The 18,225-nt window shown below is 43.1% G+C and carries 12 protein-coding genes and 1 tRNA gene; 4 read left to right on the forward strand and 9 right to left on the reverse strand.

Translation table 11 applies throughout. The annotated features are described in order from the left end of the window. Positions 1-13: 13 nt before the first annotated feature. The 3 genes from Q1A08_RS00490 to Q1A08_RS00500 form a co-directional block, all read right to left on the reverse strand. Entirely contained in the window at positions 14-1,576 is a 1,563-nt protein-coding gene (locus Q1A08_RS00490) for a PepSY-associated TM helix domain-containing protein (protein WP_299768130.1), read from the reverse strand. Then, positions 1,573-1,959: a hypothetical protein gene (locus Q1A08_RS00495; RefSeq protein WP_299768133.1), complete on the reverse strand. Its 387-nt coding sequence runs from the start codon at positions 1,957-1,959 to the stop codon at positions 1,573-1,575. Before Q1A08_RS00495 ends, Q1A08_RS00490 begins: the two co-directional genes overlap by 4 nt. A 375-nt stretch (positions 1,960-2,334) precedes the next feature. Further along, a complete protein-coding gene (locus tag Q1A08_RS00500) occupies positions 2,335-4,623 on the reverse strand; it encodes a TonB-dependent receptor (protein WP_299768136.1) in 2,289 nt (762 codons plus the stop codon). A gap of 328 nt (positions 4,624-4,951) precedes the next feature. Between Q1A08_RS00500 and Q1A08_RS00505 the strand changes: the two genes are divergently transcribed. After that, positions 4,952-5,028: transfer RNA gene (locus Q1A08_RS00505), tRNA-Pro, on the forward strand. A 97-nt stretch (positions 5,029-5,125) separates the two neighbouring features. On the opposite strand, the gene Q1A08_RS00510 is transcribed toward Q1A08_RS00505, so the two are convergent. The 5 genes from Q1A08_RS00510 to Q1A08_RS00530 all read right to left on the reverse strand — a co-directional run bounded on the left by Q1A08_RS00510 (position 5,126) and on the right by Q1A08_RS00530 (position 12,878). Beyond that, entirely contained in the window at positions 5,126-6,385 is a 1,260-nt protein-coding gene (locus Q1A08_RS00510) for a hypothetical protein (protein WP_299768139.1), read from the reverse strand. Between the two features lie 43 nt (positions 6,386-6,428). Further along, entirely contained in the window at positions 6,429-9,068 is a 2,640-nt protein-coding gene (locus tag Q1A08_RS00515) for a hypothetical protein (RefSeq protein WP_299768142.1), read from the reverse strand. Between the two features lie 20 nt (positions 9,069-9,088). Further along, on the reverse strand, positions 9,089-9,853 hold the full coding sequence (locus Q1A08_RS00520) for a hypothetical protein (protein WP_299768145.1): 765 nt from the start codon (positions 9,851-9,853) through the stop codon (positions 9,089-9,091). Between the two features lie 547 nt (positions 9,854-10,400). After that, positions 10,401-11,408 (reverse strand): hypothetical protein, encoded by a 1,008-nt coding sequence (locus tag Q1A08_RS00525; protein WP_299768147.1) that lies wholly within the window; start codon positions 11,406-11,408, stop codon positions 10,401-10,403. A gap of 162 nt (positions 11,409-11,570) precedes the next feature. Beyond that, positions 11,571-12,878 carry a phytanoyl-CoA dioxygenase family protein gene (locus tag Q1A08_RS00530; protein ID WP_299768150.1) on the reverse strand — a complete coding sequence of 436 codons (1,308 nt, stop codon included), beginning with the start codon at positions 12,876-12,878 and terminating at the stop codon, positions 11,571-11,573. Between the two features lie 265 nt (positions 12,879-13,143). Here Q1A08_RS00530 and Q1A08_RS00535 point away from each other — a divergent pair, with 265 nt between their 5' ends. Both Q1A08_RS00535 and Q1A08_RS00540 read left to right on the forward strand, forming a co-directional pair. Further along, a complete protein-coding gene (locus tag Q1A08_RS00535; RefSeq protein WP_299768153.1) occupies positions 13,144-14,445 on the forward strand; it encodes a serine hydrolase in 1,302 nt (433 codons plus the stop codon). Between the two features lie 224 nt (positions 14,446-14,669). Then, positions 14,670-16,004: a hypothetical protein gene (locus Q1A08_RS00540; protein WP_299768156.1), complete on the forward strand. Its 1,335-nt coding sequence runs from the start codon at positions 14,670-14,672 to the stop codon at positions 16,002-16,004. Positions 16,005-16,039: 35 nt separating this feature from the next. On the opposite strand, the gene Q1A08_RS00545 is transcribed toward Q1A08_RS00540, so the two are convergent. Next, the gene (locus Q1A08_RS00545; RefSeq protein WP_299768158.1) at positions 16,040-16,780 is read right to left on the reverse strand and encodes an AraC family transcriptional regulator; all 741 of its coding nucleotides are present in this window, start codon (positions 16,778-16,780) and stop codon (positions 16,040-16,042) included. Positions 16,781-16,897: 117 nt separating this feature from the next. Between Q1A08_RS00545 and Q1A08_RS00550 the strand changes: the two genes are divergently transcribed. Continuing rightward, positions 16,898-17,842: a dihydrodipicolinate synthase family protein gene (locus Q1A08_RS00550; protein ID WP_299768160.1), complete on the forward strand. Its 945-nt coding sequence runs from the start codon at positions 16,898-16,900 to the stop codon at positions 17,840-17,842. Positions 17,843-18,225: the final 383 nt, after the last annotated feature.

An 18,225-nucleotide genomic window follows, 5' to 3' on the forward strand; every position in this document is an offset into this window, starting at 1 on the left:
GCCTTAAAGCTCTCTAGAAAGCCGGGTTCACCCGGTTTTTTTGTGCCTGCTTTTCTTGCTTGGCATTCGGTTTATCTTTCGCGAGAGTTGTGGCGACCAGTATGGCCGCTATCGCGCTTAACAACATGCCGATTTGAAAGCCGAGAATATCTTTGAAGCCGTAGCTGATTAATTGGCGTATCTCTGTGCCAAATAAGAACGCGTCAGCCGCTAAGCACAGGGCGATTAAAAGCGCGCATAGGTACAAGCTTGAGCGCAACAGTGCACGTTTATTTTTAATGACGAAAGCCAGTGCGGTAAATACGCTAAGCATGGCCACAAAACTAAAAATAACAAGAGAGTTGCGGTTTGCCCACTCACCTGGGATAAGCCGCTCTAATAAAAACCCTAAAGCGGTAGCACAAAGTAAACCTACACAGCTGCCGAGAGTAAGGTTACTAACAATTGCCTTAGTGCGGCTGTACTGCGTTGCTTCACGACGACGCTTTTCTACCCACAAAATATTACCGGCAATAATCAGCGCACAAATCAGCAAAGCCAACACAAAGTATAAAATCCGTAAATCAGTACCGGCATAATCGCCAAAGTGCAGTTGGTTTAGAAACATTTGGCCTTTAATAAAATTGTTATTATCAACGCTGTTTACATTCAATTGCTCACCGCTACTTATACGATAGTGAGCCTCATAGCGGGTGCTAATATCGCCTGGTAAATCACCGCGAATATAAAGAATGGCATCATCGTGACCGTAGTTAAAAAAGCGTAACTGCCTTACTTCTCCCAATTCGATTTCGCTTTGCTCTACCAATTCGTAGACGCGGCTCATATCGGCCTTTACTTGGCTTTTGGGCTCCTCAGCAGGGCTGAAGAAGCCAACATCGTTCATGAGTTGTTGAGTGTTTCCTTGGTATAGAAAGACCACCATACTGGCTTGGTACACGATAACAAGATTAAAAATAAGTCCGGTGATCGTATACATAATGGTATAAGGCAGGCTTATGACGCCTACCAGGGTATGCAGATCGAGCAGCATGACTCGTTTTTTCTGGGGGCGATAGTGAAACAACTGTGGCACGATTTTCTTAAGGTGAATAACAATGCCAGAAAGAATCGCAAAAAACATAAACAAAGTAGCAATGCCTATAGCGTAAGTGCCAATGGTGCCAAGGTTTAAGTTGTAATGCAGGGCATAAAGAAAGTGCGCATAATCGAATTGTTCACTATCACCTAAAACCTCGCCGGTATCGGGTTTTAACTTTAGGCCATGAAATTTACCTTCCGTATCTCTGTAATACAGTGTGCTGTATGCGCGATACTTACTGGGTGGCACATAAGTTAAGCGGCCGGAAGTATCGGCGTTAGTTTGTGGCAGTACTTTATCGATCTGCTCTAGTACAGGCAGAGGGGCCTTGTTAGGATCGAAAGGGTGGTGCGGCATTTCAGCCCAGCGCCCAATTTCTATCAGAAACAAACTCAGGCCGCCCGCCCAAAATACAATCAGCAACGGCAGTGAAAAGACGATACCTAGCCAGCCATGGGAGCTGATTAGGTTCTTGATAGAGTTAGCTTTGCTCATAGTAGCCCCCACAATACATACATAACGACATTAACAAGCACTGAGATTAGCAACCATAAGCCGCAGGCACGGGCAGCTTGCTTGGCATCGTTTCGACTTAAGCAAAAAGTGATAACCGCCGCCCAGGTGCAGAAGCCGACAAGCAGCCCAACAAATAATCGCGTGTCAGTAGCCAATGGCATAAGTTTATTTAAGTTGAGCATGATGCTGATTGAAAGTAATAGTCCCCAGAAAAATGCAGCAATACTCTGAGTCCATAGAGATTTCGATATCATGATGATGCTCCAAGCAGGGCGATGCCAATAAAAAGTACCGTCATACTGGCGGTTACCGCTAATACGCGGTTGGGCCAGTGCGCTGCGCAAATACTCAAAACGCAGCAAATACTCATTATGATGGTAAGCACTTGAATGCTGGCGACTACCCAGCTGAAGCTAAAGGATAAGCAGTATGCGGCGGCTATTGATAGAACGAAGAAAGCAAGCCAGCAAAGTTTTTTAATGCGCTCGTTTGAATGCCATTTTAATCCCTTGATCAAATTTTGCTGCTTTGAGCAGAGATAGGGCAGAATACAGGCGGCAACGGTTAATAATACAGCGAGCAAGTTCATAGATTACTCATATTGTGTTTTTAGTAAGCCAAATACTTTTACGTTTGGTTTTATTCTGTTTTCACTGTTTTCTAAAGCCTTACGAATAAGCCACAGGCAATTGATATCTGCCTGTGGCTCAAGTGGCTGAAAGATCAGCAAGGTGTATCTATTCGAAGCTATAACTAACTCTTAAGCCATATTCGCGTGGAGCACCAACAATCGCCATGGGTACAAGATCATCGGTATTTAATGCATTTGTTAGAAAGTAAACTTCATCCAATGCATTATTAACGAAGGCTTCTACTCGCAAATTGTTTAGCTCTACACCGCCATGAATATTCACTCGCACACGGTCATCGACTTTCTTGGTGTTAGATTCATTTGCCCACGCTTCAGATTCATAATTAGCGTTTAAGCCAAAGAAGATGCCGTTATCGTGGTTGTAGATAAGACCTGCAGAAGCCGTTCGTTCGGGTGCAAAAGCAAATTCATTGCCGCTAAAATCACCAGCGGAGGACACAAATTTCTTGAATTCGGTTTTACTGACCGCAGCGCTGATATAAGCTTCCAGCTCCGGGGTGATGGAATATTCAAAGCTGCTTTCAATACCATAGATTTCGGATTCACCCGCATTTACAACCATGGTGAGAATGCTACTACCAGTGCCAGGTTCAGGAACGGAGACTTGTTGATCGGTCCAGTCACCATAGTAGATATTGGTGTTGAAAATACCGCGACCATCGGCGATTACCGCACGATGTGCAAACTCATAGTTCCACAGCTCTTCAGAATCAAATTCATTAACACCATTAAGCAGAGTTTTTTCTGAACCGCCTGAGCGATAGCTCTTTTTCACGAAGAATGATGAGGAAACCTTATCGTTCCAGTGGTAGCTAAGACCAAGTTGCGGCAAGATGTTGTCAAACTCTGTGGAGGTGTACTCAAGTGGCGTGACAGTTGATAGCGCTCCTAGTGTTGAGTTAGCAAGACCAATAGCCATATCGACAGTGACTGGCTGTGGCCCAGGAATCAATACAGTATTACCGGTAATGGTGCCAAAGGTATTCGGAAGCCCAGTTGACCCAAAAAAGCTAGGTAAAACAGTGCTGCTTCCACCTACGTTGGAAGAGCCAAAACTTTGTTCTTCTCGATCGTAGCGTAGGCCTGCCGTTAAGGTCCATTGCTCACTGATTTCATATTCCCACTCGGTAAATGCCGCCCAGTTTTTGGTACTGACATCGGTGTAGCCTTTAGAGGTAAGATCGTAAAGCTCTGGGTAGATGCCGGTAGCATCAATAAATAAACCGGCGAGGCCACCACTTGGATCGAAGTCGTTAAAATTATTACGTAAGCGTAGGTGGAAGAGGGTATCGGTTGTTCGGATTGCATCTACTTGGCTGTAATAAACACCAGAGCTGCCACGCAAAGTATCGCCATTATAGTTTACGCGAAACTCTTGAGATTTAGTTTTATCGCTGTCTTTGCGTTGGATTAAACCGCCGCCGTTTTCTGTAGTGAGAGCACTTCGGTCGCCATCATCAATACGGTCTCTATCGGCGTCTTGATAAGCGGTGATGCTGGTTAAGCTCCATTGATCATTAATCTGATAGTTAATGTTGAGTGAGGCTAAATCGGCTTCCAGAGGATGGTCAGAAGGCGCATCGTGCAAACTTATGCGTTGCGAGGCGTTGTAATCGCCAAGAATGGTACGGGTTTCGCCGCTGTTGTTTTCGATATGCTGCAAAGACAATACCATGCGCAGATCATCATTGGGTTCTAACAACCACTTTAAGCGATAGGTTTCGTGGTTATCAAAGCCGTAGCTATCATCATTACGAGTCACGTTATCGATATAACCATCGGAATCGCTTTTCTCGACCGCTAAACGAATCGCTGAAACACCGTCGACAAGATTAACATTGGCCGTGCCCTTATATTCGCGTCGGCCATAATTGCCAGCGCCCAATAGCAGTTTACCGCTGTTTTCATAAAGCGGATCTTGAGTGCTAATAATAACCGCACCAGCAAGCGAGTTAGGGCCTAGGTTAGTGGATTGAGGCCCACGCAAAACTTCGACTTGGCTAATATCCCAAATCTGGGTGGCGCCATCGTTACGCATCCAGCCAGAATAGTTAATTCCATCGACAACAATGGAGGCCAAAGAAGCACGGTTAGGGGTGCTGATAGGGCCATCGGAAATACCGCGAATTCTAAAAGTACCGTTTATATAGGTGGTGCCCGGTGTCTGCAAAAAGACGTCTTCCAGCGAGACGATATTACGTTCTTCAATCATTTGACTAGAGTAAACGGCGACACTTTCTTTGGTGTCTTGCAAGGATCGTTCGATCTTCTGCCCCGTTACAATAATCTCTTCGTCAATGCTTGGCTCCGCGGCCATTAGCATAGGGCTGCAGACAGAGGTGATTGCCGCCGCCAGCGCCGTTTTTTTAGCCATAGCTAAATCCATTTGTTCTCTCCACCTAAAGGTCTTTTATTAGTAGTTGCTCAAATAACAGGCATACAACTTTACCAGATGGGAAAATAAATAAAAATCATTATCATTAATAATCGTAATTAATGATAAGTTCTGCTTAGGATATTTGTGGCTAGCTACTAAATGCTTAAAATCTGCGTAAAGGAGGGGGCTTTAAGTGACTAGCTTCTGCCGAAAAAGCACTTGCAATCAAAGGCTTATCGGTTATGATAGCGAGCTCCCAAATCGGGGGTATCTCAGAATTTAGCCGGCTTAAGTTGTAAAAATTTAGGCGAAGGCTTATCAAAATCGGGGCGTAGCGCAGTCTGGTAGCGCACTACACTGGGGGTGTAGTGGTCGTAGGTTCAAATCCTGCCGTCCCGACCATTTTTTCCTTTAAAATCAATGACTTATGATTTCGTTGCATCTCTAGTCATGGCTGGACTATAAGTTTAAGTCCATATTAAGTCCAGGGTGATTCTATCTATCGTGTGTAAGTCGCTTTAGGTTTATTGTTTTGAGCGATTTCAACTTTAAGGGGGCTCCTGCCAATTTGATCTAATGCGTGTTCAACACAATATATAAAGTTAGTTTTTTTCAAGACGTGTATGGCCTTCTCTATTGGACGATCAGATTTTTTTAAGAGCTCTAGTTCACTTTCATAGAGCGATTCATAATGCTCGCATTCGAGAGCGCCTTGTCCTAGGTAGTATAAGCTGTGGATTCCAGCAATTTCTTCATTTGTTAAAGTCCTGGAGACATTTATAATTACTTCTTCTCTGTTTATATTAGCCTCTATTGCAGCTGTTATCCCTAGTTGTTGGGAAGAGGCAATTCTGTAGTTTGTAGTTCCGTCTCCATTATTTATCTCTGAGATTTTTTTGCATAATCTAATAAGTGTTCTGTCTTGCAGGCCCAACAGAGGATTTTCAATCCCGAGTTTCGAAGCTAGAAATCGATTTCGTTTAATCTTATCAATGGATTTACCTATTTCGTTTGAGCTTATGCCAAATTTTTTTTGTAAAATTGGTTTTAAATCTTTGTAATTACTCCAGTCTTCTAGCTTGGGAAGGGAGTCCGCCAACTCACATAAATCACGTCGTGCCATATGGCGAGTAAACGTGCTTAGCTGATATTCTGCTATTAGAGTCTCTATATAATCCTCTAGTTCCACCAGCCCTCTGTCTAGTCGTTCGAAGTCTTGCTTTAGGACTTCTAAGTTAATTAAGGAAATACTAGAAAGGTGTCGCCTGTTCGCCTGGTTCATTGGGTATCTAAAAACCTGACCTGTTTGATCGACCTGACTAATATTCGATATAAGATAGTCTATAGGATCTAAATAGGAGCAGAACTCATTTCTAAATGCGCCTGCGTGCTTTTTCAGGAATAGCCAGATATTGGATAGGTTATGTGTAGATTCATATTTGAAACCTAGTGTAGGGTCCTTGGTTAAGATAGCCCATAACTGATATAGCTTCTCAAGGCGCTTTATTGCATGTTTAAGTCTTAACTCAACGGAGTGGCGAATACTAAAACAAATTGGATAGACTAAATGATCAATTGAAAGGTGGGGGTCTCGGGTGGCTTGCTCTATCAGGGCTAGCGCGGCAGTCGAATACCCTTTTGAATACTCGTGATAGCCTGGAAGTCCATTCTCCCCTACACATGCATTCAAGTGTGTGTTGTCTCCTCCACGAAATGTACTATTTGGCCCTTTCTTGAGTAGAGAGTTTTTGTTTCCCACGCTACATTCTCCTTAAGTTAAAAGGTAGTTTCCGCTTTATCGGCTACATTACAAATTCAAATTCTTCATCATATAATTTATCAAGTCCTATATGATTCTTAATAATCTCTCTAAGGCCACTCTGCTCGAACGGTGGCCGGCTTTGAATGATTTTAAGGATATTTTCTTGTGAGTTATTGAAAGTGCCGTGCTTGTCGTAAGTTTGTTCTAGCAACGTGTCTAGTTCATTCGAATTTCCATAGAGGTAGAGGGGGCCAACCCACCATTCATCTAATACAAGGTCCGGTAGATTAATATTTCTATTTTTTGCAATTTCTTCACTGGCCAAGAACTCTTGAATTCTAAGGTGAGAAAAGGAGTAGGTATCTGTTTCTGAATAGTGGATCAATATGTTGCAGGTGGTGGTTAAATCGTTGAATATATTATCAATATGAGTATCGTCGCTGTAGGGCATTCTAACTTTTAAGGTGTTGACGAATTCTTCTTCCGATGCATCTCGCAGTTTTCTGCTGTGTAGATAGTAGCCCAGTATTGTACACGCTCGATACAGATCATTTTGATTGCATCTCGCTCTCGATATTCCTTTGTGTTGATCATATGTGCCACATAGCAATTCAATATGCTTTCGGTATATATCTGCTTCATTTTGCGGCACGGAGATTCCCTGAAGATAAAGTGTGCACAATATGGTTGCTAGTAGTGGATTTTTAATTACATCCTTAATTTCACTAGTTTCGATGCTATTCCATATGTGTTTTGCTTCACTTTCGCATGCAATCCAGTTTTGTATAAATTCTTTGAGTTGCATGTCAGTGAACGGTTCTAGGGTGATTCCCAAGAAGTTGATTTCGTGTATCGCGCTCAAGCTAGTCCTTGCTGACGTTAATACTTGAGTTCGATTAACTCGGTGTGGTATCGAGTTGATAGCATCGACTATCCAGGGAAGAGAAGAAATAGCTTCGTCAAGAGCGTCAATAACAAATACGGTTCTTTCTTTCTTGGATATGTGTTTTAAGAAACTGTTGATTTGTTCAGGTGAGGTTTCAATACCTTTATATAGAAAGTAGCTTCTCATTAGAGAGTTGAATTTATCCTTGCTATTATTTATAGGGGATCTCTCTTCTGGGGTTAGTTTTTGAATTGTGTTGACTATCCTGTTAAGTGGCATAAATATCACGTTTGATTGATCATTGGATATTTTTTTGGCGTACGTGTGGAGAGTTGTGGTTTTTCCTGCTCCGGCATGACCAAATATTGCGATGTCACATCCGGAGTCAAATATTTTGTGTATCGGAATGCTTAGTGTATCAGTGTCTATTTCTTTGGGTAGGTCTTCCAGTCCTACCTTTAATGAAAAGGTTACTGATTTTCTAAAAATTAGATCAAATGCTTTTAGGAAGTTGTTTATTTCTCGGAGAAGGTTTCCAACTTCGCTTGTAGATAATGTCTTGTCGTTAAGGTTTTTAATGCCACTCTTGATTGATTTTGATATTTCGTTAAGTTTAGTCTCAATTCGTTTTGAGTTAAGTCGTGCGTTATATTCCGGTTTTGGAATTATTTTATGGCCTAATTTCAAGGATTGGGATTGAAGTATTGTTATAGAGTTTATGGCGTTCGTTTCCCTTTTAAGCTCGTCGGCCAAGTGTTCTGGGTGGTCTTTGATCTGACCTAGTTTTTTTAGATCATGGTTTATGGGTTTGAGTTTTCTTAGTTTTATTAGGATGTCTGATATTATGGTAGAGGTCGGGTTTTTTTTATCATCCTTATATTTATTTGATATGGATCTTGAGATTTTTGTTATTGTGGAGTTAAGTCGCTCTAGTTGAATGGATGTTTTTTTATCAATTTCCTTTTTAGATGAAATGTTGTCTCTATTTTCTTTGGAGTTATATTGGTCTTCTTTTTTTTTGAATTCGTTTTCAGTCTCTTTTTTGTTTTCTATAATTTCTTGACCTATGTATTTTTCCAGTTCTTGATCTAGTTCTTTTAGGTTTTCCCACTTTTCCTGGTCGCACATAAACGATTTTTTCGAGGATATCCTTATGATGCTTCTTAGTAATTTTCTACTTTCAGCCTTTCCGACGAAAAAGTTCAAGTCGGTGTAGTACCTAGAGTAGGCAGTGTTTTCTGGAATTGCTAAGGCGTTTTTAAGTTCTAGGTTAATAAGCTCGTTTTCCCTTGGGGTGGTTGCATCCCAATAGTCCCCCAATATTTCTTTAAATGCTGTTGGCCAGTGGTGTTTGATAGCATCCGAGAGTTTGCATTTGTCAATTGTGCATATTCTTGGATCTTGAAGTATTTCTATTTGTTCCTCGATGTGTCTTGTGTCAACATCGAATGGCGTTATAAGAAATGCTTTGATGGGTAGTCTTTCTATGCCGTCTGAGCAAGGAACTTTTTTTTGTAGGCATTGTCGTAATTGGTAAGTGATGTCGCTAAACAGCCTTCTGCTTTCAGAGCTTTTGTTGGTTTTTATTTTTTTGGATTGAATGGCTGCTATTTCAAGATCACCAAATTCTCCTTTTTTTATAGCTATTATATCCTTTCCTTTTTCGTAAGCCCCTCCATTGAAGTCACAAAAGTCATATCCCATTCTCTTGAATAAGGGTATTACAATTGATCTGCTAAACTCATCCTCGTGAAAACTCTGTATTTTCTGAAAAAAACTATCTTCAATATTCAAGTGCCGTGTCCTTTACTTTTTCAATATTGGGCATGTGTTCTTTTTAAATCTAGTATTTGGGGGATGTTTTCAGTTATTAAGTGGCCAGTATGTACCAGTAAAAAATATGGTAATGGCAGACCAAGCAAGCATGTGTTCATCAGGCGGGAAATCGGTTTGTCGAATCTATTGCCATTGTCTTCTTGCTCGGTTGGATGCGCGTGTGACCCTCCAAACGAATTTGCAACTCTTTTGATTAGATTTGTCCGACTTATTTGTAAGGAATCAAGCTGGCCTGACGGAGCTGAAAATTGCACTCTACATATTTCTGCATTCATCCACTCTCTAAATAAGAGCCTTTTCGATTTTGGTGAATTGAAACTGTGATTTTCTCCTTCACTTAAAGTAGTTCCCATGACCCTATAGTAACTGTGCATATCAGCCCAACCTTCCTTGTCTGATGTGGCGAATTTACCAGATATGCTAAAATCAACTCCGTCAGGTATTGGCTCGTCACTTAAAACTTCTCCTTTGGCGCAGAATACTTTTACACCGCCTTCCATGTAGCACACCACGTGTTCATGGCGCTTGATTGCCTTGCTGAACTTTCTGGCTGGAGATTGGTGCTTGAACGGCTTTTTAAGTTTAACTGGCTCAAAACTAGATTCTAGGTCTTCAATGATCTCTGTCCATATTCTTAATGAGTGAGAGAGGTCCGATAGGGAAACAAGATCATAGGTTTTTCTGGCATGTTGAAGATGTTTATCCAGCCTAGTGAGGTAAAAAAAGAGTTTACGTTGATCCATATCCTATTAACCTTTATCAATCGTACACTTATTGACAGAACTCCAAGGGCGGCGCATTCGCGCCACCAGTGGCAAAACCAGTGTTATTGAGTGGGCTGTTTGAAAATTCGGGTATGAAGTGGACAGTCCATTGTCTAACTCGGGTCTTGATTAATTTTTGGCCAGTGAAGAGTAAGCCAAATATTCTGTTTGTTATTTCGCCATATTTGTTGGGTGTATCTTTGGCGACTAGGTAGGCCCTTAATGGTTGTTCTGTACGCTTACAGTTTGGGCCGCCGCTCAATTCTACAAAGCTTTGCCAGTCGCCGTCATCTGCTGCTTGGATGATTTGATCAAGTAAGTGCGAGTTTATGGCGCTTAAAGTCTCTTTGGCGCTCTCATTGTTGGCAAATCGTCTGGCTTCACACCAAACCGTAACGCTAGGGCCGCCAATAGCCTGGAATTGGCGAATGCGTCAGGTTGAGGCCGGGGCACGAATAGGGGGTCTCCCGGCCTGGATTTCACTTAAATCAAAACATTGAAGAACGTTTATGACCTGCTATAGGTGCTATTCGATCTCGCCGTTTAGCCTTCTAAGGGCGAAATGTCCCCGCTCAGAAACTGCTTTAGATTTATCATTAGCAAAGTTGTGAGCTAAGCTATAGACCTCTTCGCCAAGGCTTTTCATCTCTTTAATGAAAAATTCAGCAGCTACTCGGCGCACGATGGATGATGAGTCATTTGTGGAGTGATTCAGCAAGGTGTTGAATGGTATCTCATGGTCAATTGGCCGTTCTCCTAAAATAGGTTTGACCTTGCCCTTAAGGTATCGAATGTCTGTCCATTCAAATTTTCTCGCTTCTAGCCAAACCGCTCTTTTTTCAAATAGATAGCGGTATGCTCTCGCTCTAACGGATGGCTGAATAGCCGTTTGTGCTATTTCAAACAGTTGATCGTCCAGCACCGTTGTCCGGCTTACTTGGCTCATTAAAAAAGACATTGGGCCAGAGCTTAAAGAGATCAATTGCTGCGTTAGTGGTTTGCTTATGGCTGGGGTTTGAATGATTTCAAACAATACGTCTTTATCGACTTTCTCGATACGGCCCCAAGAGCTTAGGTTTGGAAGTGTTACGCGTATAGCATCTGTTACATGCTCAGGGCTGCTTTGCTTGGCAATTTGGGGGAGTATATCTCTTGCGGCCGCTCGAACCTGAGGAACCCAATCGTTTAGCCGTCTCAAGGCTAGGATAAAGAAGAGGCTATTGGGTGCAGGGGATGAGAGTCTCTTTAGGGCTTTTTCACGCTGGCGGCCATTCCAGCTTATTAGTTCAAGCCAAAGCTGGCCTTGTGGAGGTTTTCCTCCAAAAAAACTACCAAGATTCAATGTAGGGTTTGCAGTATTGCCGTATGTATAACGAATTACGGATTCCCACTCGTCAAAGCTGGCAAGAGGTATCTTGTCCGTAGCCTCGGCTAGCAATCTCAATCCTTGATCCGAACGTACCGAATATAGCGTATTGGCTATCGCCTTAATGTCCGCAATTACGGCTTTTTCTAGCTCTGTTTGCTCTTGCATTGTTAAATTGTGATCTCATTGGTTTATCCACTTTGCCAGTAAAGCAGGCTTTGCGCTAACGACGGCTAAAAGATATTGCCTATCGAATGTTGGGCGCGCGAGCTGAGCGTATAACGTATTCGCATTTGGCCAAAAATTTTATCTATCAATTAGCGCCCAAACTCAATCCAAAACCGCCGGCAAGCCACTTGAATCATAAAACCCCAGAGCCCCCTGGGCAAAGTAGTGGCTAACTATGCTACGGCGGCTTTGATTGTTGTCGATTCTTACGCTGCCGCCGTGCATTAGGTTTTCGTGCCAAATTAGGATGTCACCTTTTTTAGCTAAGTAAGACATCTCTTCAAATTTGTGTTCAGCAATTAGCCTTTGCCATTCTTTGTCGACAGTTTGGGAAAACTCGTCCCATTGATTATCGATAACCTGGGAGCAGTTGCTGGTTTCGCGGTAAATTCTTGGTAGGCGGTGGCTGCCTTTGAGTACTCTTAGCTCGCCAGAACCGGCTTTAATATCTTCCAGCGCTACCCATACGCCGCACATATAGCCAGCGGGGAAGGGGGTGAGGTGCACGGTGTCTTGATGGTAGGATTGTTGGCTGCCGTAAACGTAGGTGAGGGTTTGGCAGGGGCGTACCGCATCTTCAAATATCTGCTCGAGAATTTGAATGACTTTGGCTTGTTTCCAAAGTTGGTGAATGTGCTTATAGCTATTGTGTAAGCCCATGATTCTTTGGCTGCTGCCTTCTTCATAACCTTGTACTTTCTTCTTTACGGCGTCGTCTATATCCCGGTTAATATTCTCGATGAATTTATCGTCCAGTATATTTTCAAGTACCATAAAGCCATGTGTTAAAAAGCTTTCAAACTCGCTTTTATATTGTTTGGCAATTGGGTGTTCTTCGGCCTTTTGTTCTAATCTTTGATGGGCATTGCTTTTGTCGAACCAGGGCTTTAAGTCTTCGTTTTGAAAATCAAATAATCGACTGTTGCAGTCTTTATAAATAATCGTTGGGCTATTACTTTGCTTCAGGCTATTGCTCACTTTATTCGCAAGCGGGCCTTCATTTTTAATGGAGATCGCAAAGCTATTGTAGAGCTGAGGCTCCTTATCTAGCAGCAATTGCAGGGTGAACTTGTGTTTGCCATTGTTCAGCTTGTGAGTATTTATGGCCAGCCAATTTTCCTGGCTAATATTATTATTAGCTATCGAAAACCTGCCCAGTTCATCATCGCCAGATAAAACCTGCATCTCCAGTTGTTGTTGCTCGTTTATGTGGTCGGTATTGAGTGCCAGCTGAAAATAAACTTTGCATAGGCCGGCGACATTTTGTCTTTCTTGTCGAAGCAAAATCGTTATATTGCCTTTTAATTGGCTGTCTGCCGTATTGCTTTTGCTGTTGAATTTGCTGAGATAGGCCGAGGCTAATCGTTTAGCACTGGTACTCTTATGGGCGAATTGTTTTAAAAAACTCACAGTCTGCCGTTTCCTTACACATGCAGTAGATCGCTTAGACCTTGGGCGAATTGGAATGCTTAGGGCACTATTGTAGCGCTGCGGCTTGGTAATGTACTAATTTTGTAGTCTTCAGCGGTATATCCAATTGAGCGCGAGCCATTTTAGGTCTGTTTATCAGCCTCGATTAGCTTATGGTCAATATTGCCAGATTCGGTTTTTTTAGCTCTATTTGAAGTAAGGGTAAATACGTATAGTGTGTTTCCCAAACCTTGGAACTATTGCTATGCGCTTTTTGATTCTCTTCCTACTCTTTTCTTGTTTTTCTTATGCCGATACGGCTACAGAAGCAAAGCCTACTCAAGGCTCTGTGGCCTCCTATTCTGATGTGACTTTGCAAAATTGGCCATTGCCACCTTATAACCGTTGGGCCCTGCGTAATATGGGTATTATGCATACGCTGATGATCCCGAGGGCTGGCGATGTCTTCGAAATACCACGCGCTAAACAGCAGGATCTATCCTCGCTGCAATTTGAGCACCGTGGTAAGCGCTATTCAGTAGCTGAAAGCCTAGCGGCCGATCAAACTGATGGCATTGTGGTGTTAAAAGGTGGCGAGATCGTTTGGGAGGCTTACTACGATGGCTTTGGCCCCCATGATCATCACTTGTGGGCTTCCAGTACCAAATCTTTAATAGGAATGGCGGCTGGAGTTCTAGTTGAGCGTGGGCAAATCGATCTGGAAAAGAAGGTCAGTGATTATTTGCCGGAGCTAAAGTCTTCTGCTTGGGCTAGGGCGAGTGTTCAAGATACGCTGAATATGTCTACGGCTATTGATTACCAAGAGGCTATGATTGATTCGAAACCTGGCTCGATAGCTTTCGAATACTTCAAGCGCATTGGTCTATTGCCAGCTTTTGATTTGATGATGCTAAAGCAAGATAGCTATGAAACGCCTCGAAGCGTTAGGCCTTTGCTTCAGCGTTTTCAAGCCAATACCGAGTTGCCAGCTGCACATACCTTTCAGTATCAATCACCCAATGTTGATGTGATTGGCTGGCTTATTGAGCGCGTGAGCGGCAAAAGTCTTAAGGCCTTTATCACCGAAGAAATTTGGTCGAAGTTAGGTGCCGAGCATGATGCTTTTATCACGGCTGATTCGGGCTTTGTACCGGTGGCTACCGGTGGTATGAATACCACTTTACGGGATTTTGCACGCTTTGGTATTGCGGTGATGAATGACGGACGGATTGCCGGGAAGCAGGTGTTTCCAGAGTCAGCGATTAAATCAATTACTGAGATCCCTGCTCAAAATAAATTAGCCGTTACTCGCAGTGTATATCGTCAACAGGGTAGCCCAGTGTATGACAGTGAGCTGAGTGCATATAAGAATTTTTGGTGGGTGCATGATGAGAATGGTATTTTCACGGCACGCGGTATATATGGTCAAATCCTATATGTTGATAAGCCCAATGATATTCTTATTGCGACTTTTGCCAGTGCAAAAACGCCTTCCAATGCGGCAAGAGAAACCGCTAAACGTAGAATGCAGGCCTTTAAGGAGATAGCCAAAAAGTTGGCACTCTAATTTGTTTTCTACAAAATTTACGTCTATTGAATTTAACTTATAAAAGGGGAGACGGATTTCTCCTTTTGGATGCGTTATAGCGTTTTATGAATAACTCATCCCTTTTGTTCGTTTACATTTTTGAAAATTAAGCTATCACTTAGATATTGGCCTTAGAAATCAATTTGTAAAGTTGTTTGATCAATTTTCTAATCTGCTTATAAATAACCATCACGGATGAAAAAATGCGAACGATCGCTTATGCAGTAACAATTTTTATCGCTTTATTGTCATCAAGCATTAGCAGTGCTCAGGTAGATTTTTTTGGCGATAACATCGATAACGTCAATGATGATGCCACCCTTGCCATTGATGGTGCTGGCTATGTTGTGTCTGCAGTTGTGGGCGGTCGTACCTATATAGTGGCCGCTGGTTATGCAGAAGATGGCATAAGTGTCTTCGAACTTACGCCTGCGGGCTTGTCGCAAGTGGGTATTACTAATGCCAATATCCTTGATGATGCCACTTTAAACCTTAGTTCACCATATTCATTGGTGGTATCTGAGGTGGCTGGGCGTACTTTTGTAACCGCTCTAGGCGATACCGATGCTGGTTTGAGTATTTTTGAGTTAAGCGCTTCAGGCTTGTCACAATCTGGCATCACAAATGCCAATATCAGTGATGATGCCACCTTAAACTTAAGCGACCCTCAGTTTGCCACAGCGGCGACAATTGCAGGTCGCAGCTTTATCGTGGTGTCTAGTAGCACTGATGGTGGCTTAAGTATGTTTGAGGTTACTACCTCTGGTCTTAGTCAGCTGGGGATTGCGAACGCTAATATCAATGATGTAGATAACGCGGCCTATAATCTTGCTGGTATCACCGCACTTACGACGGCAATGGTTGGTGGGCAAACCTATATTGTTGCTGCAAATGATACTGAGCATGGCCTTAGTGTCTTCGAACTTACAACATCGGGATTAAGCCAGGCGGGAATTACCAATGCCAATATAACCGACGATGCTACTTTGAATTTGAACGGGGCCGCTTCGGTTACCTCCTTCCAGTTAGGAGCACAAACTTTTGTGGTTGTCGGTGGTAGTGTCGATTCTGGTCTTAGCATGTTTGAGTTAACGACCTCAGGCTTGACTCAGGCCGGGTTAACCGGGGCGAATATAAGCGATGATGCGACGGTGTTTCTTGATACGGTGCAGCTAGTTACTAGTTTATCGGGAGATGGGCGAACCTTCATTGTTACAGGAACCAGTGGAGACAATGGGCTTAGCGCATTTGAGGTAAGCACATCGGGATTTACTCAAGTAGGCTTGGCAAATGCTAATATTGCTGATGACGCTACTGTGAACCTCAACACTGTTTTTTCGGTGGCTGAGGCGAGAATTGGATCAGAGGTATACCTAGTCGCCACTAGTGAAGTAGATAGTGGCTTAAGTGTTTTTAGAGTAGGAAATTTCCCGCTTGCTCTAGCAAGCCCCCAGCAAATTCCAGTATTCCCGCCATTCTTAATGTTAATGCTTGCTATGACTTTCTTAGTCTTGTCTCGGCGGCAGATTAATAAATAGCAAACGACAGCTTATGATGGGGCAGGTGCGTATTATTACTCCCGCAGTTTTCTAAACGTAGAAGGTGTCTGTCCTGTAGTACGCCTAAACTGCCTTGTAAAAGCACTTTGATCGGCATAGCCGCAATCCATTGCAATATCGGCAATAGAGCGGTCGCTGTTTAGCAGTAATTGGCTGGCATGATCGATTCGAATCTTTAGTAGCCATTGGCCGGTGGGTAGGTCGTAAAGTTTTTTCATACGTCTATCTAACTGGTAAATAGACATGCCCGCTATTTCGGCCATCTCGGCGAGAGTAGGTGGGTTTGCTACCCGCTCTTGGGCGTATTCGATAACCTCTGAAATTCGCTCAAAATCTTCGCTGGTAACATCGGGTAGTTTTAAATCTCGCGATACTCCGACTAAGCCAACAATATCGCCATTTTTCCCTACCAAGGGGCGCTTGGCCGTTAAGCACCAGCCAACTTCGCGATTTTGATAAACATGTAGTTCCAGCTCATCGACTAGCTGTTGGCCAGATTGCAAAACTTTTTGATCTTGCTCTTCATAACCCTTGCCCAAATGGCTGCCTAATATCTCAGAAGGACTGCAGCCAATTAGCTCGCTTTTGCTTTTGCGGCCACTTCGATCGACAAGAGTTTGATTAACGCTGACATAGCAGCCTGCGCTATTTTTGACAAAAAACACAACGTTAGGGATAAGGTCGAACATCTCTTCAGCAGGGAAGGGCTCGGCTAACTGTGCATATAGGCTTGTGGCTGGATTATTATTAGTCATTGTTAAATTATGCCAAAAATCAAGTTTGCATTATAGTCATGGTAAAGACACAATTGCGAGTAATTTATAGCATATGTCCATCTTCTGGCCATAGTGAACAGTGAAAGAGAGAATTCTATGTCTGCAATGCAATCTGTATTTAGCGGCTGTATTCCAGCCTTAATGACCCCTTGTAACGCCGAGGGCACACCGGATTTCGCGGGCTTGGCCCGCAAAGGTAAAGAGCTAATCGAAGCCGGTATGAGCGCGGTGGTGTACTGCGGCTCCATGGGTGATTGGCCTTTGCTAACTGATGAGCAGCGTATGCAAGGTGTAGAAGCCTTGGTTGAAGCTGGCGTTCCAACCATTGTTGGTACCGGTGCCCAAAGCCCAGCTCGTGCTGTGGCTCTAGCTGCTCATGCCGAAAAGGTAGGCGCTGCTGGTTTAATGGTGATTCCTCGTGTGTTATCACGCGGCATTTCAGCAACCGCTCAGCGTGCTCACTTTGCGGCCATCCTGCAGGCGGCACCATCTATTCCTGCGGTAATTTATAACAGCCCGTATTATGGCTATGAAACCAAAGCCGATTTGTTCTTTGCCTTGCGCCAAGAGCACGCCAACCTAGTGGGATTTAAAGAGTTTGGTGGCGCCGAGTCTATGAGCTATGCCGCCGAGCACATTACCAGTGGCGACCCAGATCTTACCTTGATGGTGGGTGTGGATACGCAAGTTGTTCACGGTTTTGTTCGCTGTGGCGCAGGTGGTGCTATCACAGGTGTCGGTAACGCTTTGCCAAAAGAAGTACTTCGCCTAGTTGAGCTATCTGAGCAGGCTGCTAAAGGTGATGCCACTGCATTTCGTTTGGCAAACGAGCTAAACGATGCCATGGCGGTATTATCAAAGATTGACGAAGGCACTGATTTGGTATTGTTCTATAAGCGCCTAATGGTGTTGGAAGGCAACACAGAGTACGAATATCAATTAAACCCAACGGATCGATTGACCAGCAGCCAACAGGCATGGTTGGATGATCAATGGCAGCAGTTCCGCAACTGGTGGGCGAGCTGGCCGGGTGCGAATTAATTTTTGTGTTAGTTGTTTATTAAAAAAGCCAGGCAATCGCCTGGCTTTTTTGTTTTTAATACATTCAAAACGGTATTGAAATATTGAAGTCACTTGTATGTGTTAATCAGCTGATAAAATAAGGAAGAATAATAAAAAATAGAAAAATGAATTAGATGACACAGGGGTTTTTTAGGGTGACGGGTATATCGCAATGTTAGTTTTTACTAAAACAATTCCTGGTAAATAAGTTGGATTTTTGTGAGCGAAATCAAAAAAGCTAATTTTTTTACTGCATATAAAAAATTGCTGGGATAGTATCGACGCGCAAATTTAATTGGTGCTACCTACGCTTGCTGCGTATTTACGCCACTCGCCCCTGCGCTCAACTAAAAGGAACTTAG

The sequence above is a fragment of the uncultured Pseudoteredinibacter sp. genome, assembly GCF_947500695.1.
Taxonomy (GTDB): Bacteria; Pseudomonadota; Gammaproteobacteria; order Pseudomonadales; family Cellvibrionaceae; genus Pseudoteredinibacter.